The sequence below is a fragment of the Micrococcus sp. UYEF5 genome (assembly GCF_040546065.1).
Taxonomy (GTDB): domain Bacteria; phylum Actinomycetota; class Actinomycetes; order Actinomycetales; family Micrococcaceae; genus Micrococcus; species Micrococcus luteus.
In genome coordinates this window covers 108,722-134,690 of the sequence record NZ_JBEPNB010000006.1, presented here as the reverse complement: position 1 = coordinate 134,690, position 25,969 = coordinate 108,722, and the positions used below count along the sequence as shown (strand labels likewise).

Below are 25,969 nucleotides of genomic sequence, written 5' to 3'. Positions count from 1 at the left end.
CGGTGGCCGTCAAGAGTCGCGGACCGCTTGCGCCACACTCCCACCGATCCCCCAGGATCCACAGCAGGCCCGGACGAAGAATCCGCGGAATCATGCGGATCGCGTCGAGATTCTGGGAGAAGTCTGGGAATTGGGAATCTGGGGGGCCGATGGTTGACGCCACTCGGGCCCATGGGGAATTGTGAATGAGCGTAAGGCAACAAAACACCGATTCAGAAGGAGAATTCCTCATGGACCGCAACGCTCTCGACCAGCTGCAGAACTCCACCGTCTTCGCCACCGACGGCGACAAGATCGGCTCCGTCGGTCAGGTCTACCTCGACGACGTCACCAACGAGCCCACCTTCGTCACGGTGAAGACCGGCCTGTTCGGCGCCCGCGAGACCTTCGTTCCGCTGCAGCAGGCCCAGACCACCGCCGACGGCATCACGGTGCCCTTCGAGAAGTCCTTCGTGAAGGACGCCCCGAACGTGGACGCGGACGGCTCGCTGACCCCCGAGGAGGAGCAGCGCATCTACGAGTACTACTCCATGGAGTACTCCGCCGCGGATCACGACGGCGACGTGCGTCGTGACGACGTGCGCACCGACGCCGGCGCCGCCGGCGTGGCCGGCACCGCGGGTGTGGCCGGCGTGGCCGACCGCCGCGACGAGGCCGTCGTGGACGGCGACCGCCGCGACGTGACCGACCGTGACCGCCGCGACGTGACCGACGCCGACTCCGTCGTCGTCAAGGACGAGCAGCTGAACGTCGGCACCGAGCGCCGCGCCTCCGGCCGCGTCCGTCTGCGCAAGCAGGCCTACACCACCACCGAGACCGTCGAGGTGCCCGTCACCCGCGAGGAGGTCGTGGTGGAGCGCGAGTCCGTCGACCCCGACTCCGCCGAGGCCCGCACCGCCGGCCGCGACGGCGACGTCGAGGTGACCACCTACGAGGAGACCCCGGTCGTCGACAAGACCGTGGACGCCGAGAAGGTCTCCCTGGGCAAGCGCCAGGTGCAGGACACCGAGACGGTGACCGAGGAGGTCCGCCACGAGGACGTCAAGGTCGACGGCGACGCCACCGATCGCGACCTCGACGGCCGCAACGACCGCAAGGACCGCATCTGATCTGAACGGACGCGTCGGCCTCAGGCCGGACGGCTGACAGATCACCCGGGGCCCCGGATCCATGGATCCGGGGCCCCGCTCGTGCGCGATGGTGATCCGCCCGTGAGCACGGCGTTCCTTTGCCCTGCCCTGGCCTGGCGCGCTAAGCTGGACCGGTCTGACCGCGCGTCGCCCCGTGCGAGGCGCGCCGGACGGAGGAGACGTGCCAGAGCGGCCGAATGGACTTCACTGCTAATGAAGGGCTCGACGAAAGTTGGGCCGGGGGTTCAAATCCCCCCGTCTCCGCGAGAGAGGGCCGGAATCCACGCGATTCCGGCCCTCTTCGCGTCTGCCGCGGGGACCTGACGTGCCGACCGACCGGTGACTAGCCCTCCCCGCGGCGCTCCCGCATGCGGCGCAGCAGCTCGTACGCCTCCGGCACGGAGAGCTCCGAGTGGCTGGACAGCTGGACGGCGGCGGACTCGAGGTTGCCGTCTCGCACCATGGCGGAGAGCTGATCGCGGAGCCACGGCGGCAGGTCCTGCGAGGAGAGGCGGACGGACTCCGTCCCCCGCATCACCTCGACCTCGAAGGGGAGCTCCTCCTCGGCGGGGGCGGCGGTCCACTCGGCGGGGACGGTCAGGGTCGTCAACTCGTCTGCGGGCGGCGCTGCTGAGTCGTGGTCGGCGTCCTGCCGGGCGTCGTCCTCGGCCACGGCGTCAGAGGTCTCGCGATCGGGCGTCTGGGCGTCCGGCTCCCCCCGCCCGCTCGAATCCTGTCCGGGCCGCTTCGGCCCGGGGGTCTCGGCCGGGGCCGCATCGTCCCGGTGGGGCTCCCCATGGTCGTCGGGAACGGGCCCCGCGACTCCGGCGGACGTGGCGTCCGGTTCCTGCACCGGCTCGGAGTAGACCTGCGGATGCACGGCGAGGGACTGCACGTCCATGACGGCGTCCTTCAGGCCGCGTCCCGTGTGGGCGCGGTAGTCGCGCACGGCCTCCATCACACGGCTCTGGGCGATGTGCCCGTACACGCGCCGATGGGCGTCCTCGTCCAGCAGCCCCGCCGCCAGACGCGCCCGCTCCGGTCCGATGTCCAGCCCGCGACCGGACGGCGTGCGCTGATCCGCCGCCTGACGCGCTCGACCAGCCGACATCCACCGGGCGGCGGCGAACGCGAGGGCGCCGATGACGACCACCGCGAGGACAGGGACGAGATATTCCATGCCTCCAGTCTAGGTGTGGCCCGCGAGGGCCATGCCGGCAGCCGCGGCGCCACATCACAACCTGGTCACAGTTCTGCCAGGGCTCCAGAGCCACCGGGGGGCCTCCCCTACGGTGGAACGTGGAGTCCTCCGTGTCTGGTCACGGCGGCCATGGAGGAGACACTCCGCCCGCCACTCGACCGAGCCAGGAGACCGCATGTCCTTCCCCCGCCCGTCCGCCCGCACCGTCGACACCCCCTCGCCCCGGCGACGCCGCTGGTGGGGGACGTCGGTGGCGCTCGCCCTCGTGCTGGCCGGCTGTGCCGCCCCGCAGGGGGACGAGGGGACGGCGGCCGGGTCCTCCGGCGCCACGGACGCGGCCGTCTCGTCGCCCGCATCTGCGGACGGATCGGAGGCCTCGTCGTCGCAGGGACGGTCCTCGGATGCGGCGTCGTCCGGTGAGGGCTCGCCGTCGGCCGCCGCGGACCCCGCGCTCCCCCTGGCCGCCCGCTCCCATGAGGACGTGCCGATGCGGGCCTTCACGGCGGAGGAACGCCCGCCGCAGTTCGTCCTCTTCTCCTTCGACGGTGGCCGTCAGGACGCGCGCTGGAAGACCTTCCTGGACGCGGCGGCGGACTCCGACGCGAAGTTCACGGTGTTCCAGTCCGCGATCAACCTCATCGAGACCGCCAACCGGGAGAACTACACGGCGCCCGGCAACGAGCCCGGCTACGTGGGCACGGAGTTCGGCGGCGACGAGGCCGAGGTGGCGCAGCGCATCGAGAACATCAACACGGCACACGCCGCCGGCCACGAGATCGGCACCCACTACGCGGGTCACCTGGGCGCGCCCACGAGGTACGGCGCAGACCAGTGGTCCACGGCCGAATGGAAGCAGGAGTACGGCTCGTTCACGGACATCCTCTCCGACCCCGGCGCCTACAACCCGGGCAGCTCCCTGCCGGCGCTGGAGGTCACCCCCGACGACGTCAAGGGCGGACGCCTGCCCTGCCTCGACGGGGAGTGGGACCAGCTCGTCCCGATGTGGAAGGACAACGGACTCGAGTACGACACGTCGCGTGCCGCGGCCGCCTCCGGCGTCGCCTGGCCCTACCAGGAGGACGGGATCTGGGAGTTCGAGATGCCGATGACCTGGTCCCCCGTGCTCGCCGAGAAGGACGCGGCCAGCCCGTTCGTGATGGCGATGGACTACAACTTCTGGATCTCCGGCAACGGCGGCAAGGACATCCCGGAGGACGTCTCCCGACTCACCGACTTCCAGTACCGCACCTACCGCTACATGTACGACTCGGCGTTCGCGGGCAACCGCGCCCCGCTGGTCTTCGGCAACCACTTCAACGACTGGGGTCTCAACGCGTTCAACCCGGCTGTGGAGAAGGTCATGCGGGAGGTCTGCGTCGAGGAGGACACCTACTGCGTGACCTACCAGCAGATGATCGCGTGGCTCGAGCTGCAGGACCCGGAGGTCCTCGCCGCCTGGCGCGACCAGGCCCGGTCCGCCACCGGCACGGATGCCGAGGCCCTCGGCTGGTGATCGGCGGGTCGACCCACTGACATCCGCCCCGACGACGGCCCCGGCTCAGCGCGCCGGGGCCGTCCCGCGTCCGCGCAGCACGACGACGGCGCTCACCAGGGCGGTCAGCACCAGGGCCAGGACCATCAGCACCGTCCCCGGCCACCCATGGGATTCGTGGAACACGCCGCCCAGCCAGCCGAAGAGGCTCGAGCCGGCGTAGTACGCGAAGTTGTACAGGGAGGTCGACTGGGCGCGGCCCGTGGGGGCGGCCGTCCCAGACCACGCGGAGGCCACGGCGTGGGCGGCGAAGAACGCGCCCGTCACGAGCACGAGGGCGGGCACCAGCACCGCCGGATGCGGGACCGACGTGAGGGCGACGCCCGCCGCCATGGCCGCCGTCGCGCCGGCCAGGACGGGCAGCCGGCCCACCCGCGCGGCCAGCCGACCCGCGCGCGGCGACGACCACGTGCCCGCGAGATAGGCGAGGAAGACGAGGCCGGCCGCCGTCGGCGTCCAGGAGAACGGCGGGTCGAGCAGGCGGTACCCCACGAAGTTGTACAGCGCCACGAACCCGCCCATCAGCAGCGCCCCCTGCAGGTAGACGGCGACGAGCTCCGGCGAGCGCAGGTGACCGCGCACGATGCGCACGAGCGTCGCCGGGGAGGTGGGCGACGGCGTGAAACGTCGGGCACGCGGCGTGATCGCCAGGAAGCCGACCGTGCACAGCACCCCGACCACGGTGACGGCCAGCATCCCGCCGCGCCACGAGGACGCCTCCGCGACGGGCAGGGCGAGGAGCCGGCCGGAGAGCCCGCCGAGGGTGGTGCCGGCGATGTAGGTGCCGGCGGCCGCCGCGACCGCGTGCGGGACCACCTCCTCCGCCAGCAGCGCCACGGCGAGTCCCGCGACACCCCCGTGCGCCATGCCCTCGAGCAGGCGCAGGCCCAGCATGGCCTCGAACGTGGGTGCGAGGACGCCCGTGAGCGCGCACGCACTGGCGGAGACCATCGAGACCACCATGGCGCGTCGGCGGCCCCACCGGTCCCCGGCCACGGACCACGGCACCACCGACAGGGCGAGGCCGAGTGTGCTGGCGGAGACGAGCAGGGCGGCACGGTCCGCGGGGACGCCCAGGTCGTCGCTGACCAGCGGCAGCAGGCCCTGCGGGGAGTAGAGCTGGGCGAACGTGGCCACCCCCGCCAGGAACAGCCCGATCAGCAGCCTGCGGTACGCGGGCTCCCCGGGAGCGGCCGGCGCGGGTCCCGACGGCGGGACGGCCGGGGGCCCCGCGCTCGGGGGCGGAGTGGTCGGGGGCACGCCCTCACTGTATCCAGGCTGTCCACTACGATCGGTCGGGTGACTACCTCGACCCCCTCCCTCGACCTGCACGACTCCTTCAAGGCGTACGACGTCCGCGGCATCGTGGGCGAGTCCATCACGGCGGAGAGCGTCCGCGCGGTGGGCGCGGCCTTCGTGGACGTGCTGGGCCTGGCCGGTCAGACCGTGCTGGTCGGCGGGGACATGCGCCCCTCCTCGCCCGCGTTCATGACGGCCTTCGCCGAGGGTGCCACGCGCCGCGGCGCCGACGTCGTCACCCTGGGGCTGATCTCCACGGACATGCTCTACTACGCGGCGGGCGTGAAGCAGGCCGCGGGCGTGGTGTTCACCGCCTCGCACAACCCGGCCGAGTACAACGGCATGAAGATGGCCCAGGCCGGCGCCGTGCCGGTCTCCTCGGACACCGGGCTGTTCGAGATCCGCGACGCGGCCCAGGCCTACCTCGACGCCGGTGAGATCCCCGCGGCCGAGACCACCGGCACCGTGACGGAGGAGGACATCCTCCCCGGCTACGCCGCGTACCTGCGCTCGCTCGTGGACCTGACGGGGGTGCGCCGCCTGAAGGTCGTGGTGGACGCGGGCAACGGCATGGCGGGCAAGACCACCCCGGCCGTCCTCGGCGACGCCGAGCTGGCCGCCCTGCCGCTGGAGATCGAGCCGCTCTACTTCGAGCTGGACGGCACCTTCCCGAACCACCCGGCCAACCCGCTGGAACCGGAGAACCTGCGGGACCTGCAGGCCGCCGTCGTGGAGCACGGCGCGGACATCGGCCTGGCCTTCGACGGCGACGCCGACCGCTGCTTCGTGATCGACGAGCAGGGCGCCCCGGTCTCCCCCTCCGCGGTCACCGCCCTGGTGGCCCGCCGCGAGATCGCCCGCGCGAAGGCCGACGGCGAGCAGACCCCCGTGGTCATCCACAACCTGATCACCTCCCGCGCCGTCCCCGAGCTCGTGGCGGCCGACGGGGGCCGGGCCGTGGAGACCCGCGTGGGCCACTCCTTCATCAAGGCGGTCATGGCCGCCGAGTCCGCCGTCTTCGGCGGCGAACACTCCGCGCACTACTACTTCCGCGACTTCTTCAACGCGGACACCGGCATGCTCGCGGCCATGCACGTGCTGGCGGCCCTGGGCGGCCAGGAGCAGCCGCTGTCCGAGCTGGCCGAGGAGTACGAGCCGTACGTGGCCTCCGGAGAGATCAACTCGCAGGTCGCGGACAAGGACGCCGCCGTGGCCGCGGTGGTGGCGCAGTTCGCCCCCGCCGTGGGCGAGGGCGTCGGCGAGGGCCAGGCCGTGCACGAGGACTTCGCCGGGGTGGCCACCACGGTGACCCGCATGGACGGCACCACGGTCGCCGCCCAGGACGGCACGTGGTGGTTCAACCTCCGCCCGTCCAACACGGAGCCGTTCCTGCGCTACAACGGCGAGGCCCGCACGGCCGCCACCATGGAGGCGCTCCGCGACGCCGTGCTGGCGATCGTCCGCGCGGAGCGCTGACCTCGGCGGCTCATCCGGCCTGGGCCAGGACGAGCGGCAGCACCCCCTGGGCGCCGGCCTCGCGCAGCACCCGCGCAGCCTCGGCGAGCGACCACCGCGAGTCGACGAGGTCGTCGACCAGCAGCACGGGGCCGTGGCGGCCGGCGTCCGGGGCGGTGCGCAGCATCTGCGCCATCGCCTCGGGGACGGCGAACCGGCCGTACACGGACCCGAGCCGGTAGGCGCTGTTGCCGCCCGGCCCGGCCGTGGGGCCGCCGCGCGCGTGCTCGAGCGAGCCGAGGAACGGCAGCCGGCCGATCCGGGCGATCCCCTCGGCGAACGACCCCACCAGCTGCGGGCGGGTGCGCGAGGGCATCGCGACGACGGCGATCGGCCGCGTCCGCCACCCCCAGCCGGCCAGGACGTCGACGGCGCCCCGCAGGACCTCCTCCGGCACCGGGGCGTCCTCCCGGTCCAGCAGGTCCCGCAGGACGGTGCCCCACCCGAGGTCCGTCAGGCGGGCGAGCGCGCGACCCTCCTCGGCCTGTGACTCGGGCGCGATGCGCCCCTTCACGGGCACGCCCAGCCGGTCCATGCCCGAGGGCCACATGCGACGGGGCTCGATCGGCACGCCGGTGCGGCGCAGGGCGGCCTCCGCGCGCTCCCCCGCCGCCCCGTCCGATCCCGTCGGGTACCAGGGGCCGGCGCAGACGTCACAGCGGCCGCACGGCGCGGCGGTGGGGTCGTCCAGGGTGCGGGCCAGGAACTCCATGCGGCACCGGTCCGTGGTCTGGTAGTCGAGCATGAGCCGCTCCTCGGCCCGGCGCGCCTCGGCCACGCGGGCGTACCGCTCGGCGTCGTACGTCCACTCCCGCCCGGTGGCGCGCCAGCCGCCGCCCACCCGCTCGACCGCCCCGTCCACGGCGAGGACCTTGAGCAGCAGCTCCAGGGTGGTGCGCTTGATCCGCACGGCCGGCTCGAGCGCCGCCACGGAGAGGGCCCCGCCGTGGTCCGCGAGCGCCCCCAGCACGGCGCGCGCCTGCTCCTCGTCCGGCATGGAGGCGGTGGCGAAGTACTCCCAGATGCGACGGTCCTCGGGCCCGGGCAGCAGGAGCACGTCCGCGTGGTCCGTCCCGCGGCCGGCACGGCCGACCTGCTGGTAGTACGCCACGGGCGAGCCCGGCGCGCCGAAGTGCACCACGAACGTCAGGTCCGGCTTGTCGAAGCCCATGCCGAGCGCCGAGGTGGCCACGACGGCCTTCACCCGGTTGGCCTTGAGGTCCTCCTCGATCTCGGCGCGCCGCTCCGGGTCCGTGCGGCCCGTGTAGGCGACCACCTCGTGCCCCGCCTCGCGCAGGGCGCGCGCCGTGTCCTCGGCGGCGGAGACCGTGAGGGCGTAGACGATCCCGGAGCCCGGCAGGTCCGCGAGGTGGTCGAGGAGCCAGGCCAGGCGCGCGGCCGGGCTGGGCATGCGCAGCACGCCCAGGCGCAGCGAGGCGCGGGCCAGGGGGCCGCGGAGCACGAACACGTCCTGCTCGGAGGCGACGCCGAGCTGCTCCACCACGTCCGCCACCACACGGGCGTTGGCCGTGGCGGTGGTGGCCAGCACGGGCACCGCGCGCGGCCCCTCGGCGGGAAGCAGCCCGATCAGGTCCCGGATGCGGCGGTAGTCCGGCCGGAAGTCGTGGCCCCAGTCGGAGATGCAGTGGGCCTCGTCCACCACGAGCAGGCCCATGCGCGCCACGAGGTCCGGCAGCTGCTCGTCCCGGAACCGGGGGTTCGTGAGGCGCTCGGGCGAGATCAGCAGCACGTCCACCTCGTCCGCCGCGAGCCGGGCCCGGACCTCGTCCCACTCCGTGGCGTTCGCCGAGCTCACGGACACCGCGCGCACGCCCGCCCGGGCGGCGGCCGCGACCTGGTCCCGCATGAGCGCGAGCAGCGGGGAGACGATCAGCGTGGGCCCCGCGCCGCGGGCGCGCAGCAGGAGGGAGGCCACGAAGTACACGGCGGACTTGCCCCAGCCGGTGCGCTGCACCACCAGGGCGCGGCGGCGGTGGGCCACGAGCGCCTCGATCGCCTCGAACTGCCCGTCCTTGAATCGCGCGTCCGGCCGGTCCACGAGCCGACGCAGGACGGCCAGGGCCTCCTCGTGCAGCGCGGCGTCGCCCCCCGGCACGGAGGTCTCGGGGAGGCGGGGGCCGGCGTCGGGGTGCGAGGTGGCGTCCATGGCGTCAGTATGCCAACCGGCCCGGACACCGCAGGCGCGGCGGCGCCGTGCACCGGTGGGATGATGGCGGGATGAAGCTGAGCGCCTACACCGACGTCTGCCTGCGTGTGCTGATGACGCTCGCGGCCGCCGAGGGGGAACGGCTCACCAGCCAGCAGATCGCGGACCGGATCCAGGTGCCCTACAACCACGTGATCAAGGCGGTCGCCGAGCTGCGTCGCCGCGGGACCATCGAGGTGCTGCGCGGTCGGCATGGCGGGGCCATGATCGCCGCGGCCGGTCTGGACCAGCGTGTGGGCGAGCTCGTGCGCTCGCTGAGCAGCCGCGACGAGGTGATCGACTGCGCCGGGCGCGACTCCGGGGTGGCGTGCCCCTACGCCGGCGACTGCCGCCTGCGCGGCGCCCTGCACCGCGCACGCGAGGCCTTCCTCGCCGAACTCGACACCGTGCGGATCCGGGATCTGGTGAGCGCTGGGCCTGTCGGCGGGCCCGTGCTGCTGGGCCTGCCGGAGATCCCCGTGGCGCACTGAGGGAACGAGCCGGGGGCGAGTTCCCGACGGCGACGGCCGGGTGTAATCTGGCAAAATCAGCGCAAGATTCCCCACCGAGGAGACGGAGACCCCCGTGCTGTCCGAGAAGTCCCGCCCCGTCATCGAGGCCACCGCCGCCGTCGTCGCCGAGCACATGCCGGAGATCACGCCCCTGTTCTACGCCCACATGTTCGAGGCCCACCCCGAACTCCTCGACGGCGTCTTCTCCCGCGCCAACCAGCGCAACGGCGAGCAGGCCCAGGCCCTCGCCGGATCCATCGTGAAGTTCGCGGTGCACCTGCTCGAGAACCCGGGCACCCTGCCCGAGGCCGTCCTGTCCCGCATCGCCCACAAGCACACCGCCCTCGGCATCGTCGAGGAGCAGTACCCGATCGTCTACGAGAACCTCTTCTGGGCCATCGGCGAGGTGCTCGGCGACGCCGTCACCCCCGCGGTGGCCGACGCCTGGACCGAGGTCTACTGGCTCATGGCCGACGCCCTCATCAAGATCGAGAAGGGCCTCTACGCCCAGCAGGCCAACGACAGGATGTGGACGGATTGGAAGGTCGTCGCGAAGGAGCCCACCGGCAACGCGGCCGTCACCTTCCGCTTCGAGCCGGCCGACGACACCCCGCAGACCCGCGGCAAGGCCGGCGGCTACGTGTCCGTACGACTGAAGGTCGAGGACGGCCTGCGCCAGTGCCGCCAGTACTCCCTCTCCGAGAAGGCCGGGTCCGCCACCGAGCGCGTCATCACCGTGAAGCTGGACGAGGGCGGCGAGGTCTCGCCCACGCTCATCCAGAGCGTGGAGGTCGGCGACGTCATCGAGCTGTCCAACCCCTACGGCGACATCACCCTCGAGGACGAGGACTCCACCGCTCCCCTGGTCCTGGCGACCGCCGGCATCGGCATCACCCCGGCCGCGGCGATCCTGGACACCCTCGCCCAGCAGGGCTCGGACCGCCAGGTCCTCTTCTTCCACGGCGACGCGTCCTGGGAGGCGGTGGCCCTGCGCGAACAGGTGACGGAGTCCCTGGCGGCGCTGCCGCACGGTGACGCCCGCCTCTTCCTCGGGGTGCGGCCCGAACAGGACCCCGAGGGCGTCACGACCGTCGAGGGTGTGATGCACTTCGACGACGTCGAACTGCCCCGCGACGGGCACTACATCCTGTGCGGCCCGCTCGCGTTCATGCAGTCCACCCGCTCGAAGCTGATCGACGCCGGCGTGCCCGCGACGTCCATCCGCTACGAGATCTTCGGCCCGGACCTCTGGCTCGCCGCCTGATCCGGCCCCGGAACGCGGAACGGCCCGCACCCCTCACGGGGTGCGGGCCGTTCCGCGTGCGGCGGGGCTCAGGCCTGGGCGAACCGGGCCTTCTGCGCCTCGAAGCGCTCGCGCACGACGGCGGGCAGCGACTCGCCGAACCGGCCGAGCCACTGCTCGATGAGCTCGTTCTCCTCGGCCCACTCCGCGGCGTCGACCTTGAGGGCGTCCTCGAGGTCCTCGGCCGACACCTCGATGCCGGACAGGTCGAGCGAGCCCGCGGCCGGCACGAGACCGATCGGGGTCTCCTCGGCCTCGGCCTTGCCCTCGAGGCGCTCCACGACCCACTTCAGGACGCGCGAGTTCTCGCCGAAGCCGGGCCAGGCGAAGCCGCCGTCGCGGTTGCGGCGGAACCAGTTGACCAGGTAGATGCGCGGCAGCTTCTCCGGGTCGGCCTTGCCGGACTCCCTGACCCAGTGGGCCAGGTAGTCGCCGGCGTCGTAGCCGAGGAACGGCAGCATGGCCATCGGGTCGCGGCGCACGACGCCCACGGCGCCGGCGGCGGCCGCGGTGGTCTCCGAGGAGAGGGTGGCGCCCTTGAGGATGCCATCCTCCCAGTCGAAGGCCTCGGTCACCAGTGGCACGGTGGTCTTGCGGCGGCCGCCGAACAGGATGGCGTCCAGCTTCACGCCCCGCGGGTCGCGGTACTCGTCGGCCAGCATGTCCGTCTGCTCGATGGGCGTGCAGAACCGGGAGTTCGGGTGGGCGGCCGGGGTGCCGGACTCGGGCGTCCAGTCGTTGCCGCGCCAGTCGGTGAGGTGCTCGGGGACCTCGTCCGTCATGCCCTCCCACCACACGCCGCCGTCGTCGGTGAGGGCGACGTTGGTGAAGATGGAGTTGCCCTTGGAGATCGCGCGCATGGCGTTCGGATTGGTGGACCAGCCGGTGCCGGGGGCGACGCCGAAGTAGCCGGTCTCCGGGTTGATCACGCGGAACTCGCCGTCCTTGCCGGCGCGGATCCAGGTGATGTCGTCGCCCAGGGTCTCGGCCTTCCAGCCCTCGATCGTGGGGTCGATGAGGGCGAGGTTGGTCTTGCCGCAGGCCGACGGGAAGGCGCCGGTGATGTGGTAGGACCGGCCCTCGGGGTTGGTCAGCTTGAGGATCAGCATGTGCTCGGCGAGCCAGGCCTCGTCCCGGGCCATCACGGAGGCGATGCGCAGCGCGTAGCACTTCTTGCCGAGCAGGGCGTTGCCGCCGTAGCCGGAGCCGAAGGACCAGATGGAGCGCTCCTCGGGGAAGTGCACGATCCACTTGGTCTCGTTGCACGGCCACGGCACGTCCTGCTCGCCCGGCTCCAGCGGGGCGCCCACGGAGTGCACGGCCGGCACGTAGAAGGCCTGCTCGCGGGACATCTTGTCCAGCACGTCCTGGCCGATGCGGGCCATGATGCGCATCGAGAGGACCACGTAGGCGGAGTCGGTGATCTCCACGCCGTACTTCGGGTCCTCGGCGTCGAGGTGGCCCATCACGAACGGGATCACGTACATGGTGCGGCCACGCATGGCGCCGGTGAACGCGTCGTCGAGGATGCCGTGCATCTTCGCCGGGTCCATCCAGTTGTTGGTGAAGCCGGCGTCCTCCTCCTTCTCGGAGCAGATGAAGGTGCGGTCCTCCACACGGGCGACGTCGGCGGGATCGGAGAACGCGGCGAAGGAGTTGGGGAACTTGTCCTCGGCCAGGCGGGTCAGGGTGCCCGCCGCCACGAGCTCGTCCGCGAGGCGGTCGCGCTCCTCCTCGGAGCCGTCGACCCACTGGACGGAGTCCGGCTGCGTCAGCTCTGCAATCTGAGCGACCCACTCGCGCAGCTGGGCGTAGTCCGTGGGCGCGTCCGCCAGGGCGCGATCCGCGAACGAGGTGGTGGCGTTGTCAGCCATGGTGGAGAGTCCTCCCATTGGGGTCCGGGGCCGTTCCGTCCCGTCCACTCCGATGCGTGCACCGCCGAAGCGCGCACCACATCGTTGTGGCCGCACGGTCCTGCCATGGTACCCGAGCCCGGCTATCATGGCCGCGCCCCCGCCACACCCCCGACACAGACCGCCGCAGACCGTCGATTTGCACTTCGCCGGAGAGGTCCTGTAGTGTTCTACGAGTTCGAGCCGCTCCGGCGGATCGGATGATGCGCCCATAGCTCAGCTGGATAGAGCGTCTGTCTACGGAACAGAAGGTCAGGGGTTCGAATCCCTTTGGGCGCACGATCGGAAGGCCCCGCTCCTGCTGGAGCGGGGCCTTCGTCATGTCGGCGCGCCTCTGCCACGCGCGCCGCCGCGGAGGTCAGCGCCCCGGAACCACGAAGTGCGTCAGGGCGGCGTCGCGGCCGTCGAGCTCGGCCCACGGCTTCTCCACCCGGAACACCTGCATCCCGAGCGTCGGGTAGTGCTCGCTCATGCGCAGCGCCGCGTCCTGGTCCGAGTCCAGGCTCATCAGCCGCATGCCCAGCTCCTGCACCCACGGCATGTGGCCCACCACCAGCAGCCGTCGCGTGGTCTCCTCCGTCTCGTTGACGACGGCCAGGGCCCGCGCCGCGTCGGCCCCGTAGAGCCGCGGGTCCAGGTAGGGCGTGGGTGCCAGCTCACCCAGGCGCTCGCACACCCACACGCACGTCTGACGGGTGCGCAGCGCATCGGAACACACGACGGCGTCCGGGACGAGGTCGTGCTCGCGGAGCCAGTCACCGGCGGTGGGCGCCTGGGCATGGCCTCGCTCGGCGAGCGGGCGGGCGTGGTCGTCGGCCGCGTCGGGCCAGCCGGCCTTGGCGTGCCGGAGGACGATCAGGGTCTTCGCGTCGGCGGTGCTCATGCCGCCAGGCTACGGCGACGGCCCCCGCTCGGGTGAGCGGGGGCCGTCGTCGGACACGGGCGGGCGCGGGTCAGATGCTGTACTCCGGCGCCGCCCACACGACCACCTCGGGGTGGCGGTAGAAGCGGTAGCCCTGGCCGCGCACGGTGCGCACGGTGTTCGCCAGGCGGCCGAGCTTGGCGCGCAGTCGGCGGATGTGCACGTCGATGGTGCGCTCGTTGGGCACCTCGTCGGCGTTGCGCCACAGGGCGTCGAGCAGCTCCTCGCGGCCGACGGTGCGCTCACCGTTCTCCACGAGGTAGTTCAGGAGCTCGAACTCCTTGAAGGTGAGGTTCAGCGACTCGCCGTCCAGCTGCACCTCGCGCCGGGACAGGTCGATCAGCACACCGGGCTGGCGCGTGGACACGGGGGCCGGCGCCTGTGCCAGGTCGGGACTGGCACCGCCCTGCACGGTCGGATCGCCGAGCACCTGGCGCACGACCTCGAGGTCGCGGCCCTCGGCCCCGGCGGGGGCCAGGGCGACGGCGGCGTGCGACTCCGCCCCGGGGACGAGGGACTCCACGTAGTGGCGCAGCTCGTTGGCCAGCCGCGTGAGGGAGGTGCCGGCGGCCGAGGCGGCCAGCTCGTCCATGCCCACGTAGATGACGAACCCGCGGGCCTCGTTCTCCCGGGCCACCGCCTGGGGACCCGGGATGCCGTTCGGCGCCAGGACCGGCGTCGGCGCCGTCTGGGAGTCGGGGGCGTCGGTGCCACCGGCCAGGCGCAGGCCTGCGCGGGCCTGGCCTCGGCGGGACATGCCGTCGGCCCGGCGCTGCGCGTTGCGGACGGAGATGTGCACGTATCCGGCGGACTGACCCATGGCCACCACTCCTCTTTCGGCTCATGGCCCCTCCACCGCTCGGTCGGTGCGGCGGACGAGGCGTCACATGACAAGAATGTGACTTCACCGAGGGGACTGGCAAGTAACGTTCGCACTTTTGTCTCATTATTTGAGAAGAAGAGTCCTGAATGTGCTCAACATCACTATTCGCGGATCGGAATAGCGTCGCGCCGTCGCTCGGCTCGCCCGCGGGACTCTTTTCATTGTTCGACAGGGGAGAGTGCACCGCAGGACCAGTGCGTATGCGGAATATTTATGCAGGCGACTTCCAGGCATTCCATATGACGCCATGATGACGGGTCACAGCGGGCCATGACGTCCACTAAATGGACGACACATTCGCGGCTCCGCTTGACGTCCCCGCCGGAGACGCTCCCGTGAGACGACCACGGTCCCCGCCGGGTGGGGGCGGGGGCCGTGGTCGTCTCGTGGCGGACGCGGAGGTCCGTTCAGGTCATTCCGCCAGACCGTAGAGCCGGTCGCCGGCATCGCCGAGGCCGGGGACGATGTAGGACCGCTCGTCCAGGCGCTCGTCGACGGCGGCCAGGTACAGGTCCACCTCGACGTCGCCCAGCGAGGCCTCCAGCCGCCCGATGCCCTCGGGCGCTCCGAGCAGGCAGAGGCACGTGACCCGCGCCGCGCCGCGCTGGTAGAGGAAGCGGATGGCCTCGATCAGCGTGCCTCCCGTGGCCAGCATGGGGTCCAGGACGAACACGTGACGCCCGGACAGGTCGGCGGGCAGCCGCTCCGCGTAGGTGACGATGTCCAGCGTCTCCTCATTGCGGGCCATGCCGAGGAACCCGACCTCGGCGGACGGCGCCATCTTGGTCATCCCCTCCAGCATCCCGAGCCCCGCGCGCAGGATCGGCACGACCAGCGGACGCGGGCGGGCCAGCCGGAAGCCGGTGGTCTCGGTCACCGGGGTCTCGATCCGCACCTCCTCCATGGCCACGTCGCGCGTCGCCTCGTAGGCGAGCAGCATCACGAGCTCCTCCGTGAGCTGCCGGAAGATCATGGACGGGGTCTTCTTGTCCCGCAGGACGCTGAGCTTGTGGGCCACGAGCGGGTGGTCGACGATGTGGACGCGCATGGCGCCCACGGTACCGCCCACGCGCGCCCCTGCGCCCGTCCCCGCGCCCGCGGGGGCGCCGACACCGCCGCTAGGCTGGCCGCGTGTCCGCCCCCGTCCCCTCCCCCGCGCCCACGGCCGAGCAGGAGCACGCGTGGATGGGCCTGGCACTCCGGGCCGCCCGCGTGGCCGGAGCGGCCGGCGACGTGCCGATCGGAGCCGCCCTCGTGGCCGGCGACGGGGCCGTCCTGGCCGTCGTCGGGAACGAGCGCGAGCAGCACCACGACCCCACCGCCCACGCCGAGGTCCTCGCGCTGCGCCGCGGGGCGGAGCTGCGGGCCGCCGCCGGGGCGGGCGACGGCTGGCGCCTGACGGACTGCACCCTCGTGGTGACCCTGGAGCCCTGCCCCATGTGCGCCGGTGCGCTGCTGCTGGCCCGCATCCCGCGCGTCGTGTTCGGGGCATGGGACCCGAAGGCGGGCGCGTGCGGCTCGGTGCTGGACGTGGTCCGCGACCCCCGCTTCAACCACCGGGTGCAGGTCCGCGCCGGCGTCCGCGCCGAGGAGAGCGCGGCGCTGCTGCGGGGGTTCTTCGCGGCACAGCGCGGCTGAACGCGCCCGCGCCCGACGACGGCGGGCGGCCGGTTTGGGCGCGCCGCCGCGGCTCGGGTAGGGTGTCCTGGTCTGGTGACGTGTCCGAGCGGCCGAAGGTGCAGCACTCGAAATGCTGTGTACGGTAACCCCGTACCGTGGGTTCAAATCCCACCGTCACCGCCAGATGTGCAGCCCGGGGGCCTCGTGCTCCCGGGCTTTCGCCATGCCGGGGCGGGTCCGGCCGCCGGCTCAGCGCGGCAGGACGGCGTCCAGGAACGAGGCCACCGCCGACCACGAGATGGTGGCGTGCACGGCGCTGGCCGGCGCACCGTTGCGGAGCACCTCCGCGCTGCGGGTCTTCGCGGTCATCATGCCCAGGTCGTGGCCACCCTCGGCCACCGAGTAGAACGCGGTGCGCAGTCCGGCGGCCTCGGCGGCCCGGTACAGCTCGAGGCTCTGCCCCCACGGCACCGTGACGTCCTTGCGCCCGTGGACGACCAGCAGGGGCGGCGAGTCCGGGCGCAGGTGCGCGATCGGGGAGGCCAGCCGGGTCAGGCCGCCCGAGGCCAGGACCGGCACCCCCAGCATGTCCGACTTGGTGCTGCGGTCGTCGAGGTGGCAGTGCTTCAGCCGGTTCGCGCGGTTGTAGTCCGCGCACGCGCCCGGGAGCATCTGGCGGTTCATCGTCAGGAAGTCCGTGGGGCCGAAGAAGTCCACGATCGCGTGGACGCGGTCCTCCTCCGGGATCGCGTGGCCGCCGTCGGGCACCTCCCGGCCGGGCAGCGGCACCTGCTCGCGGTCCAGGTCCTGTCCGCCCGTGAGGCCGGCCATGAGGGCGTTCCAACCGCCCGACGACGAGCCGGCCACGGCCACCCGCCCCGCGTCCAGCTGCAGGCCCGGGGCGTTGCGCCGCACCCAGCGGACCGCCGCCGTCGCGTCCTCCACCTGGGCGGGGAACGTGCCCTGCTTGGAGCTGCGCACCGAGAACGCGGCGACGGCGTAGCCGTGCGGGACCAGGCCGCGGGCGACGTCGACACCGTCGCTGTAGCCGCGATCGCTGCGCCAGCCGGAGCCCGCGTTCCACACGAGGACCGGGAACGGGCCCTGGCCCGGCGGCCGGTACACGTCGATGCGTCCGGCGCGCCCGGGCAGGGCCGCGTACGTGTGCCCGGTGGAGCTGCGCATGCCGTACAGGGCCGTCGCGTTGGCGCCCAGCGGCCCGGCGGGCGCGCCGGCCAGGTCGGTGACGACGGCCACCCCGCCCACCGCGAGGGCGCCGACCCCGAGGCCGAGCGCGGCGCGGCGGGACACCCGCGGGGACCGTGCGGTCGACGTCATGGCCCCCCTTCCGGTGCGGAGCCAGGCACCCCGCCCCGGCGAGCGTAACCGAGCGGCGGGGGCCGACCCCCGTACCGTGTCCGCGGCCGGTGCGATCATGGGGCCATGTCTGTTCGGGTGCTGGCCATCGGCAAGAAGCATGAGGCGTGGGTCGTCGACGGGATCGACCGCTACGAGCGGCGCCTCAAGAAGCCCTACGACCTCTCGTGGCGTCTGCTGCCGCACTCCGCGCGGCAGGAGGAGGCGGCGCGCACGGAGGAGTCGGACCGGATCCTGGGCGCGGTCGGCGCGGACGAGCACCTGATCCTGCTGGACGAGCGGGGGACGGCGTTCGACTCGCCGGGTCTGGCGCGGCACCTGCAGAGCCGGTTCGACGTCGGCGCCCCGGTGACGATGGTGATCGGAGGCGCGTACGGGGTGGACGCCCGGGTCCACGCCCGCGCGGACCGCGTCTGGTCCCTGTCCCCGCTCGTCTTCCCGCACCAGCTCGTGCGGCTGATCCTGGCGGAGCAGGTCTACCGAGCCCAGGAGATCTCCGCCGGCCGACCGTACCACCACGCATGAGCGGGCCCGCGGAGACCGCAGCGGGCACGGCCACGCCCGCGGCCGACGTCGTCCTGGGCCGGTTCACCGAGCCCACGCGCGCCTGGTTCACGGGCGCGTTCGAGGCCCCGACGCCGGCCCAGCTCGGCGCGTGGGACGCGATCTCCTCCGGGCGGCACGCACTGGTGATCGCGCCGACCGGCTCAGGCAAGACCCTCTCCTCCTTCCTCTGGGCGCTCGACTCGTTCGTGCGCGAGCCCGCCGCCGAGGGGACGGCGGCCACCCGCGTCCTCTACGTCTCGCCGCTGAAGGCGCTCGGCGTGGACGTGGAGCGGAACCTGCGGGCCCCGCTGGTGGGCATCACACAGACCGCCGCACACCAGGGCAGGCCCGTGCCGCGCGTCCGGGTGGGTGTGCGCTCCGGAGACACCCCGGCGGCCGAGCGACGGCGCCTGCAGCAGGATCCGCCGGACATCCTCATCACCACGCCCGAGTCGCTGTACCTCATGCTCACCTCGCAGGCCCGCGCGGCGCTGGCCGGGGTCCGCACGGTGATCGTGGACGAGGTGCACGCCGTGGCCGGGACCAAGCGCGGCGCCCACCTGGCCGTCTCCCTCGAGCGCCTGGACGCCCTGCTGGACGCCCCCGTGCAGCGGATCGGCCTGTCCGCCACGGTCGAGCCGGCCGCCGAGGTGGCCCGGTTCCTCGGCGGCACGCAGCCGGTGACGGTGGTGCGGCCCGCCTCGGCCAAGCGCTGGGACCTGACGGTCACGGTGCCGGTGCCGGACCTGACGGACCTCTCCTCCCCCGCCGCAGCCCACGACCTGGGACCCGGCTCCTCGACGGGCGGGCTCGGCGACGAGGGCGCGGTGACGGGCGGGTCCATCTGGCCGCACGTCGAGGAGCGGATCGTGGACCTGGTGGCCGAGCGGCGTTCCACGCTCGTGTTCGCCAACTCCCGGCGCCTGGCCGAGCGCCTCACCGGCCGGCTCAACGAGATCTGGGAGGCCCGCGCCGAGGCGGCCGCCGCGGCCGAGCACCCGGACGCCGTCCCCGGCTTCCGCACACCGGACCCGACCGGCTTCCACGGCCCCGCCCAGGTGGCCGGGCAGACCGGCACGGGATCGGGCACCGTCTCCGACTTCGCCCGCGCCCACCACGGCTCCGTGTCCAAGGAGCAGCGCGCCATCGTCGAGGAGGCGCTGAAGACCGGCCAGATCCGCTGCGTCGTGGCCACGAGCTCGCTGGAGCTGGGCATCGACATGGGCGCGGTGGACCAGGTGATCCAGGTGGAGTCGCCGCCCTCGGTGGCCTCCGGTCTGCAGCGCGTGGGCCGCGCCGGCCACCAGGTGGGCGAGGTCTCCCGGGGCGTGTTCTTCCCCAAGCACCGGGGCGACCTCGTGGACACCGCCGTCGTGGCCGAGCGCATGACGGCCGGGCGCATCGAGTCGCTGCGGATCCCCGCCAACCCGCTGGACATCCTCGCCCAGCAGACCGTGGCCGCCGTCGCCGTCGCGGACCTGGACGCACAGGAGTGGTTCGACCTCGTGCGCCGGTCCGCGCCGTTCGCGACGCTGCCGTTCTCCGCCTACGAGTCCGTGCTCGACCTGCTGGCCGGCCGCTACCCCTCGGACGAGTTCGCCGAGCTGCGCCCGCGCATCCTGTGGGACCGGGAGAACGGCACGCTCGCCGCCCGCCCCGGCGCCCAGCGCCTCGCGGTCACCTCGGGCGGCACCATCCCGGACCGCGGCCTGTTCGGGGTGTTCCTGGCCTCCGACGGCGGCGCGGATGGCACCCCCGGCGGCGCGGCGGCCGGGGACACGGCCGAGTCGGCGGGCACCGCGTCCGCGGGCTCGGCCCGCTCCGGCGGACGCCGGGTCGGCGAGCTCGACGAGGAGATGGTCTACGAGTCCCGCGTGGGGGACGTCATCCTGCTGGGCGCCACGAGCTGGCGCATCGTGGACATCACCGCGGACCGCGTCCTGGTGCTGCCCGCCTACGGGCAGCCCGGCAAGCTCCCGTTCTGGCGGGGCGACGCCGCGGGCCGGCCGGCGGAGCTGGGCGACGCCGTCGGGCGCTTCCGCCGCGAGCTGGACGCGGACCCCGAGGCCGGCCGCACCCGCCTGGCCGCCGCGGGCCTGGACCCGTGGGCGCAGGACAACCTGCTGGCCTACCTGAAGGACCAGCGCGAGGCCACCGGGGTGCTGCCCACCGAGCAGACGCTCGTGGTGGAGCGGTTCACGGACGAGCTCGGCGACTGGCGCGTGGTGCTGCACTCCCCCTACGGCATGGCGGTGCACGCCCCGTGGGCGCTCGCGGTGGGGGCGCGGCTGGCGCAGCGGTACGGGCTGGAGACCGGCTCGGGCGCGGCGATGGCCGCCGACGACGGGATCGTGCTGCGCATCCCCCTGATGGACGCGGAGCCGCCGGGCGCGGAGCTGTTCGAGTTCACGGCCGAGGAGCTGGACGAGATCGTCACGGCGGAGGTCGGCGGGTCCGCGCTGTTCGCCGCCCGGTTCCGGGAGAACGCGGCCCGGTCCCTGCTGCTGCCGCGCCGTGATCCCGGGCGGCGGACCCCCCTGTGGCAGCAGCGGCAGCGGTCCGCGCAGCTGCTGGACGTGGCACGGAAGCACCCGCGGTTCCCCGTGATCCTGGAGACCGTGCGCGAGGTGCTCCAGGACGTCTACGACCTCCCTGCGCTCAAGGAGCTCGCGGGGCGGGTGTCCTCGCGGGCCGTCCGGCTCGTGGAGGTCACGACGACGGCGCCCTCGCCGTTCAGCCAGTCCATCCTGTTCGGCTACATCGCCCAGTTCATCTACGAGGGCGACTCCCCGCTGGCCGAGCGCCGCGCCGCCGCGCTCTCCCTCGACCCGGCACTGCTGTCCGAGCTGCTGGGCACGGAGGAGCTGCGTGAGCTGCTCGACGCCGGGGTCATCGCGGAGGTCGAGGCCCAGCTGCAGCGGCTCGCGCCCGACCGGCGCGCCCGCGGGACCGAGGGCGTGGCGGACCTGCTGCGCCTGCTGGGACCGCTGTCCGTGGCGGAGGCCGCGCGGCGCACACGCCCCGAGGGGGAGACGGAGGAGTCCGCGGACGAGGACGCCGTCGCCGGGATGCTGGCGGAGCTCGAGCGCGCCGGCCGCGCGTTCCGCCTGCGCCAGGACGGGGTCGAGCGGTTCGCCGCCGCCGAGGACGCCGCCCGCCTGCGGGACGCGCTCGGCACGCCGATCCCGCACGGAGTGCCCACCGCGTTCCTCGACCCGGTCGAGGACCCGCTCGGGGACCTCGTGGGCCGCTACGCCCGCACCCACGGCCCCTTCACCGCCGCTGAGGCGGGGGCCGCGCTGGGGCTGGGGGGCGCCGTCGTGCTCTCGGTGCTGCAGCGCCTGGCCACCGAGCGCCGCGTGAGCACGGGCGCGTTCCGGCCGGAGGGCACCCCCGGGGCCACCGGCCTGGACGCCGAGTGGTGCGACGCCGAGGTGCTGCGGCGGATCCGCATGCGCTCCCTCGCCGCGCTGCGCGCCGAGGTCGAGCCGGTGGACCAGGCCGCGTACGCCCGGTTCCTCGCCGACTGGCAGCACCTGCGGCCGCGGACGGGGCGCGACGGGGCCTGGCGGCCGCCGGCCACGCTCGAGGGCGTGGACGGGGTGGCCACCGTCCTGGACCAGCTGGCCGGCACCCCCCTGCCCGCGAGCGCGTGGGAGTCCCTCGTGCTGCCCGCCCGCGTGCGGGACTACGCCCCCGCCCTGCTCGACGAGCTGCTGGCCACGGGCGAATACGTGTGGTCGGGCGTCGGGGAGGCCACCGGCAACGACGGCTGGGTGGCCCTGCACCCCGCCGACGCCGTGGACCTCACGCTGCGCCTGCCCGAGCCCGCGGAGGAGACACCGGCCGACGCCGGCCTGCGCACGGCCGTGCTCGAGGTGCTCGCCGGCGGCGGGGCCTGGTTCTTCCCCCAGCTCGTGGAGCGGGTGCGGGCGGCGCAGGCGGCGGGCGACGACGGCGACGCGGGTGGCGCAGGCGGGGCGGGCGGCCCCGACCCGCACCGCGACCCGGCCGACCTGGCCCGCGGCCCCGCGGTGCTGGCCGCGCTGTGGGGCCTGGTGTGGGACGGCCGGGTCGGCAACGACACGTTCGCCCCCGTCCGCGGCCTGCTCTCGCTCGGCAAGACCGCGCACCGCACCGGCCGGCAGACGCCGCGGGCCCGCACCGCGCGGACGGGCGGGGCCGCGGGGGCGGCGGCCGGGCGCGGGCTCGGCGGGCGACTGGCCGGGGTGCGCGGGCGTGGCCGGTACGCGGGGCTCGCCTCGCCCGAGGGCGGCGCCCGGGGCTCGGCCGGTCTCACGGCGGGGACCGTCGGGCTCTCGGCCGCCGAGCAGGCCCGCTCGGCCGGCCGCTGGTCCCTGCTGCCGGCCGCCGAGCAGGACCCCACGATCCGCGCCCACGCCACCGCCGAGTTGCTGCTGGACCGGTACGGCGTGATCACGCGCGGCTCCGTGGTGGCCGAGGAGGTCCCCGGCGGATTCGCGGGGCAGTACCGGCTGCTCACCCGGATGGAAGACGCGGGCCAGGTGCGCCGCGGCCACTTCGTCGACGGGCTGGGCGGCGCGCAGTTCTCCACCGGCGCGGTCGTGGATCGGCTGCGTGGGTTCCAGCGGGACGAGGAGGACGCCGCCGTCGACGCCGCTCCGCTCGCCCTCGCCCTGGCCGCGACGGATCCGGCGAACCCCTACGGCGCCGCGCTGGACTGGCCGTCCGTGCCGGCCGGGCGGGACGGCGTCGTGCCCACGGGCCATCGCCCGGGCCGGAAGGCGGGCGCCGTCGTCGTGCTGATCGCGGGGCGGCTGGCCCTCTACATGGAGCGTGGCGGGCGCACGCTGCTCGCGTTCACGGAGGAGCCGGGCGAGCTGCGGGCCGCGGCGGAGGCGCTCGTGTGGGCGCTGCGGACCGGCCGGACCGAGCGGCTGAGCCTGGAGAAGGTCAACGGCGGGCCCGTGCTCGGCACGCCGCTGGCCGAGGCGCTGCTGGCCGCGGGGTTCTACTCGAGCCCGTCGGGCATCCGGTTCCGGAACTGAGAACCCACGCCCGTCCGCCCGTCCGCAACGCGGGTTGAGTTGTCACGGGTCCCGCCGTCGAACACCCGCGACAACTCAACCCGCGTTGCCCGGGGTGGCCCTGTCGCGGAGGCGGGGCCCGGGGGTAGGTTCGGCCCATGAGCATCGACGCCGCCCCGCCCGAGGACGTGGGCACCGCCCCCACGGGCACGTCCCCCGCCCCCGAGGCCCTCGAGGACTCCCTGCCGCACCCCTCGGACCCCTCCGTCACCCCGTTCCTCCTGTTCGAGGGTGACGCCGGTGCGGCCATGGACGCCTACCTCACCGCGTTCGTGGAGCACCTGCCGGTCACCGAGGTCCGCCGGGACCTCTTCGACGACTCCTCCCCGCGCGGCGCCGAATGGGCGGGCAAGGTCCTGCACGGCGAGCTCGAGATCGCCGGCCAACGGCTGCGGTTCTTCGACTCCTTCATCCCGCACGGGTTCACGTTCACCCCGGCCATCAGCCTGTTCGTCGAGCTGCCGGACGCCACCGCGGTGGACGCGATCCACGACGCGCTCCTCGCCGGCGGTGGCCGTGACTACATGCCGCCCGACGACGACGGCTTCTCCCGCCGCTTCGCGTGGGTCGGGGACCGCTTCGGCGTGACCTGGCAGCTCAACGCGGCCTGAGCCGGTGACGGCCCGTGCCTGAAGGCGACTCCCTCGTCCGCGTCGCGCACCGGCTCCGCCCCGTGCTCGAGGGCCGGGTTCTGACGCACGCGGACCTGCGCGTGCCCCGCCACGCCACCGCGGACCTGACCGGCTGGACGGTGGCCGAGGTCCTGCCGCGCGCCAAGTACCTGCTGATGCGGCTGACCCCGCCCGCGGCCCGTCCAGGGGCCCGGCCGCTCACGCTGATCTCGCACCTGAAGATGGAGGGGCGCTGGCTCGTCTCGGCCGTCGACGCGCGGTGGGGCGCCCCCGCCTGGCAGGTGCGGGCGGTGCTGGAGACGGCGGAGCACCGTGTGCTCGGCGCCCAGCTGGGCCTGCTCACCCTCGTGCCCACCGCCGACGAGGCCGCCGTCCTCGGCCACCTCGGCCCCGACCTGCTGGACCCGGCCTGGGACACGCCCGACGACGGCGCCGCGCTGCTCGCCGAGGGCATGCGGCGGCTCACGGCCCGGCCCGAGCGGCCGGTCGGCCTGGCCCTGCTCGACCAGCGGCTCGTCTCCGGGATCGGCAACATCTACCGCTGCGAGACCCTCCTGCTGGCCGGCATCGACCCGCACCGGCCGATCGGCGAGGTCGAGGACGTCGCCGGACTCGTGCTGCTCGCCCGGGACCTCCTGCGCGCCAACGTCCCGCCCGCCGCCCCCGCCGCGGGCGCCCGGCGCCGGACCACGGGCGTGCGTCCGAACCCGGCGCGACCCTTCGGGGTCGAGGTGCTGGTCCCGGCCGGTCCGTCACCCGACACGGCACCCGGCCGGACGCCCGGCGCGCGTGGCGGGGGGACGCCGTCGTACTGGGTCTACGGGCACGACCGCACCCCGTGCCTGCGCTGCCGCGGCCCCGTCCGCCAGGAGGACTACGGCTCCCCCGAGGACGACGCGCGGCGGCTGTGGTGGTGTCCGCACTGCCAGCGCTGACCCGGACGCGCCCGAACGGTGGCCGCGTGTCCTCCCCGCTCCCTACGCTGAACCCGCCCCGACCCGAGGAGGAGCCATGGCCGACCCGTTCCCGAAGGACCCGGAGGGCGCCGTCGTCGCGCTCGTGCTGGCCGGCGGCACCGGCGGCCGCCTCATGCCGCTCACCGCGGCCCGCGCCAAGCCGATGGTGCCGCTGGCGGGCCAGTACCGGCTGATCGACGTCGTCCTGTCCAACCTGGCCCACTCGCGCCTGCGGGACGTGTGGGTCGTGGAGCAGTACCGCCCCTTCACGCTCAACCAGCACCTGGCCGGCGGCCGGCCGTGGGATCTCGACGGCACCCGCCACGGCCTGCGGCTCCTGCCCCCCGCGCAGGGCCGCGCCGAGGAGGGCTTCGCCCGCGGCAACGGCCACGCGATCGCCCAGCAGCTGCCCCTGCTGGAGCAGTTCGGCGCCGAGACCGTCGTCGTGCTCTCCGCCGACCACCTGTACCAGCTGGACCTGCGCCCCGTGCTGGCCGAGCACACCCGCTCCGGCGCCGAGCTCACCGTGATCACCACCGAGACGGACGAGGACCCCTCGCGCTTCGGGGTCGTGCAGGTGGACGACGACGGCGCCGTCACCGACTACGCCTACAAGCCGGAGGACCCGGCGGGCACACTCGTGGCCACCGAGGTGTTCGTGTTCGACGTCGCCGCGCTCTCCGAGGTGGTCGGCGACCTCGTGGCGGGCGAGGACGAGGCGGCCACCAAGGACGAGGGCGAGACCAATGAGGACGGCGACCCCGTGGGCTCCTCCCTCGGCGACTACGGGGAGAGCATCATCCCGGCGTTCGTGGCGCGGGGACGCGTGCGGGAGCACCGCCTCGTCGGGTACTGGCGGGACATCGGCACCCTGGACGCGTACGTCCGCGCCCACCGGGAGATCCTCGACGGCACCGGCCTGGACCTCGCCGCCGAGGGCTGGCCGCTGATCACCAACCCCCACCAGGCGCCGCCGGCGTGGGTGGCCCCGGACGCCCGCGTCTCCGGCTCGCTGCTCAGCCCGGGGTGCCGGATCGCGGGCGAGGTATCGGACAGCGTGGTCGGCCCCGGGGTGGTCGTGGCGGCCGGCGCCACGGTGCGCGGCAGCCTCCTGCTCGGCGACTGCGAGGTCCCCGCGGGCGCGGTGCTGGACACCGTGGTGGTCGACGTCGGCGGGGCGGTCCCGGCGCACGAGGTGACGGGGCGCGCCGCGCCGGCCGAGGAGGTCGTGGTGCTCACCCCGCAGGACCGCGGCCCGGCCGAGGACGAGACCACCGGCTCCGGCCGGCCCGGCCGGTCGGACTGAGCGGCGCCGGTCGGACGCAGCCGCGCC

19 protein-coding genes and 3 tRNA genes are annotated in these 25,969 nt (G+C 74.0%); 14 read left to right on the top strand and 8 right to left on the bottom strand.

Going from position 1 to position 25,969, the window contains the following annotated elements; genetic code table 11:
- Positions 1–230 precede the first annotated feature (230 nt).
- Positions 231–1,109 carry a PRC and DUF2382 domain-containing protein gene (locus tag ABIB16_RS07790; RefSeq protein WP_354436176.1) on the top strand — a complete coding sequence of 293 codons (879 nt, stop codon included), beginning with the start codon at positions 231–233 and terminating at the stop codon, positions 1,107–1,109.
- A gap of 196 nt (positions 1,110–1,305) precedes the next feature.
- Positions 1,306–1,394: transfer RNA gene (locus ABIB16_RS07785), tRNA-Ser, on the top strand.
- A 79-nt stretch (positions 1,395–1,473) separates the two neighbouring features.
- Here ABIB16_RS07785 and ABIB16_RS07780 read toward each other — a convergent pair.
- Positions 1,474–2,310 (bottom strand): hypothetical protein, encoded by an 837-nt coding sequence (locus tag ABIB16_RS07780; protein WP_061867512.1) that lies wholly within the window; start codon positions 2,308–2,310, stop codon positions 1,474–1,476.
- A gap of 196 nt (positions 2,311–2,506) precedes the next feature.
- Here ABIB16_RS07780 and ABIB16_RS07775 point away from each other — a divergent pair, with 196 nt between their 5' ends.
- On the top strand, positions 2,507–3,844 hold the full coding sequence (locus ABIB16_RS07775) for a polysaccharide deacetylase family protein (RefSeq protein ID WP_159832835.1): 1,338 nt from the start codon (positions 2,507–2,509) through the stop codon (positions 3,842–3,844).
- A gap of 45 nt (positions 3,845–3,889) precedes the next feature.
- Here ABIB16_RS07775 and ABIB16_RS07770 read toward each other — a convergent pair whose 3' ends face one another.
- Positions 3,890–5,041: an MFS transporter gene (locus ABIB16_RS07770; RefSeq protein WP_255354996.1), complete on the bottom strand. Its 1,152-nt coding sequence runs from the start codon at positions 5,039–5,041 to the stop codon at positions 3,890–3,892.
- 141 nt (positions 5,042–5,182) lie between these two features.
- Between ABIB16_RS07770 and ABIB16_RS07765 the strand changes: the two genes are divergently transcribed.
- Complete coding sequence (locus ABIB16_RS07765; RefSeq protein ID WP_061873256.1) at positions 5,183–6,658, top strand: phosphomannomutase/phosphoglucomutase; 1,476 nt, start codon at positions 5,183–5,185, stop codon at positions 6,656–6,658.
- Positions 6,659–6,668: 10 nt separating this feature from the next.
- Here ABIB16_RS07765 and ABIB16_RS07760 read toward each other — a convergent pair whose 3' ends face one another.
- Positions 6,669–8,864, bottom strand: coding sequence for a RecQ family ATP-dependent DNA helicase (locus ABIB16_RS07760; RefSeq protein WP_159832833.1), 2,196 nt, complete (start codon positions 8,862–8,864; stop codon positions 6,669–6,671).
- A 71-nt stretch (positions 8,865–8,935) separates the two neighbouring features.
- Between ABIB16_RS07760 and ABIB16_RS07755 the strand changes: the two genes are divergently transcribed.
- Both ABIB16_RS07755 and ABIB16_RS07750 read left to right on the top strand, forming a co-directional pair.
- The gene (locus ABIB16_RS07755) at positions 8,936–9,394 is read left to right on the top strand and encodes an RrF2 family transcriptional regulator (protein ID WP_002858036.1); all 459 of its coding nucleotides are present in this window, start codon (positions 8,936–8,938) and stop codon (positions 9,392–9,394) included.
- A gap of 94 nt (positions 9,395–9,488) precedes the next feature.
- Positions 9,489–10,679, top strand: a complete 1,191-nt coding sequence (locus ABIB16_RS07750; protein ID WP_061867517.1) for a globin domain-containing protein — start codon at positions 9,489–9,491, stop codon at positions 10,677–10,679.
- A gap of 68 nt (positions 10,680–10,747) precedes the next feature.
- Here ABIB16_RS07750 and ABIB16_RS07745 read toward each other — a convergent pair whose 3' ends face one another.
- Positions 10,748–12,592, bottom strand: a complete 1,845-nt coding sequence (locus tag ABIB16_RS07745) for a phosphoenolpyruvate carboxykinase (GTP) (RefSeq protein WP_049147908.1) — start codon at positions 12,590–12,592, stop codon at positions 10,748–10,750.
- Between the two features lie 244 nt (positions 12,593–12,836).
- On the opposite strand from ABIB16_RS07745, the gene ABIB16_RS07740 reads away from it, so the two are divergent.
- Positions 12,837–12,910: transfer RNA gene (locus ABIB16_RS07740), tRNA-Arg, on the top strand.
- Between the two features lie 79 nt (positions 12,911–12,989).
- Here the strand turns inward: ABIB16_RS07740 and ABIB16_RS07735 are convergent.
- From ABIB16_RS07735 to upp, 3 genes are all read right to left on the bottom strand, one after another.
- Positions 12,990–13,514, bottom strand: coding sequence for a SixA phosphatase family protein (locus tag ABIB16_RS07735; protein ID WP_095353556.1), 525 nt, complete (start codon positions 13,512–13,514; stop codon positions 12,990–12,992).
- A gap of 70 nt (positions 13,515–13,584) precedes the next feature.
- The gene (locus ABIB16_RS07730) at positions 13,585–14,373 is read right to left on the bottom strand and encodes a winged helix-turn-helix domain-containing protein (protein ID WP_119217543.1); all 789 of its coding nucleotides are present in this window, start codon (positions 14,371–14,373) and stop codon (positions 13,585–13,587) included.
- A 475-nt stretch (positions 14,374–14,848) separates the two neighbouring features.
- Positions 14,849–15,484 carry a uracil phosphoribosyltransferase gene (gene upp, locus ABIB16_RS07725; RefSeq protein ID WP_119217943.1) on the bottom strand — a complete coding sequence of 212 codons (636 nt, stop codon included), beginning with the start codon at positions 15,482–15,484 and terminating at the stop codon, positions 14,849–14,851.
- Between the two features lie 83 nt (positions 15,485–15,567).
- Here upp and ABIB16_RS07720 point away from each other — a divergent pair, with 83 nt between their 5' ends.
- Together ABIB16_RS07720 and ABIB16_RS07715 are read left to right on the top strand one after the other, a co-directional pair.
- A complete protein-coding gene (locus ABIB16_RS07720; RefSeq protein ID WP_354436175.1) occupies positions 15,568–16,074 on the top strand; it encodes a nucleoside deaminase in 507 nt (168 codons plus the stop codon).
- Positions 16,075–16,148: 74 nt separating this feature from the next.
- Positions 16,149–16,239 (top strand) — tRNA-Ser (locus ABIB16_RS07715).
- A gap of 66 nt (positions 16,240–16,305) precedes the next feature.
- On the opposite strand, the gene ABIB16_RS07710 is transcribed toward ABIB16_RS07715, so the two are convergent.
- Positions 16,306–17,394, bottom strand: a complete 1,089-nt coding sequence (locus ABIB16_RS07710) for an alpha/beta hydrolase (protein ID WP_123244174.1) — start codon at positions 17,392–17,394, stop codon at positions 16,306–16,308.
- A gap of 105 nt (positions 17,395–17,499) precedes the next feature.
- On the opposite strand from ABIB16_RS07710, the gene ABIB16_RS07705 reads away from it, so the two are divergent.
- The 5 genes from ABIB16_RS07705 (at position 17,500) to ABIB16_RS07685 (ending at position 25,942) form a co-directional block, all read left to right on the top strand.
- A complete protein-coding gene (locus ABIB16_RS07705) occupies positions 17,500–17,958 on the top strand; it encodes a 23S rRNA (pseudouridine(1915)-N(3))-methyltransferase RlmH (RefSeq protein WP_174232859.1) in 459 nt (152 codons plus the stop codon).
- Positions 17,955–23,009 (top strand): ATP-dependent helicase, encoded by a 5,055-nt coding sequence (locus ABIB16_RS07700; protein ID WP_354436174.1) that lies wholly within the window; start codon positions 17,955–17,957, stop codon positions 23,007–23,009. Before ABIB16_RS07705 ends, ABIB16_RS07700 begins: the two co-directional genes overlap by 4 nt.
- Before the next feature lie 137 nt (positions 23,010–23,146).
- Positions 23,147–23,659 carry a VOC family protein gene (locus tag ABIB16_RS07695; RefSeq protein ID WP_354436173.1) on the top strand — a complete coding sequence of 171 codons (513 nt, stop codon included), beginning with the start codon at positions 23,147–23,149 and terminating at the stop codon, positions 23,657–23,659.
- Between the two features lie 14 nt (positions 23,660–23,673).
- Positions 23,674–24,615: a DNA-formamidopyrimidine glycosylase family protein gene (locus tag ABIB16_RS07690; RefSeq protein ID WP_237069367.1), complete on the top strand. Its 942-nt coding sequence runs from the start codon at positions 23,674–23,676 to the stop codon at positions 24,613–24,615.
- A 76-nt stretch (positions 24,616–24,691) separates the two neighbouring features.
- Positions 24,692–25,942, top strand: coding sequence for a glucose-1-phosphate adenylyltransferase family protein (locus ABIB16_RS07685; protein WP_163721414.1), 1,251 nt, complete (start codon positions 24,692–24,694; stop codon positions 25,940–25,942).
- Positions 25,943–25,969: the final 27 nt, after the last annotated feature.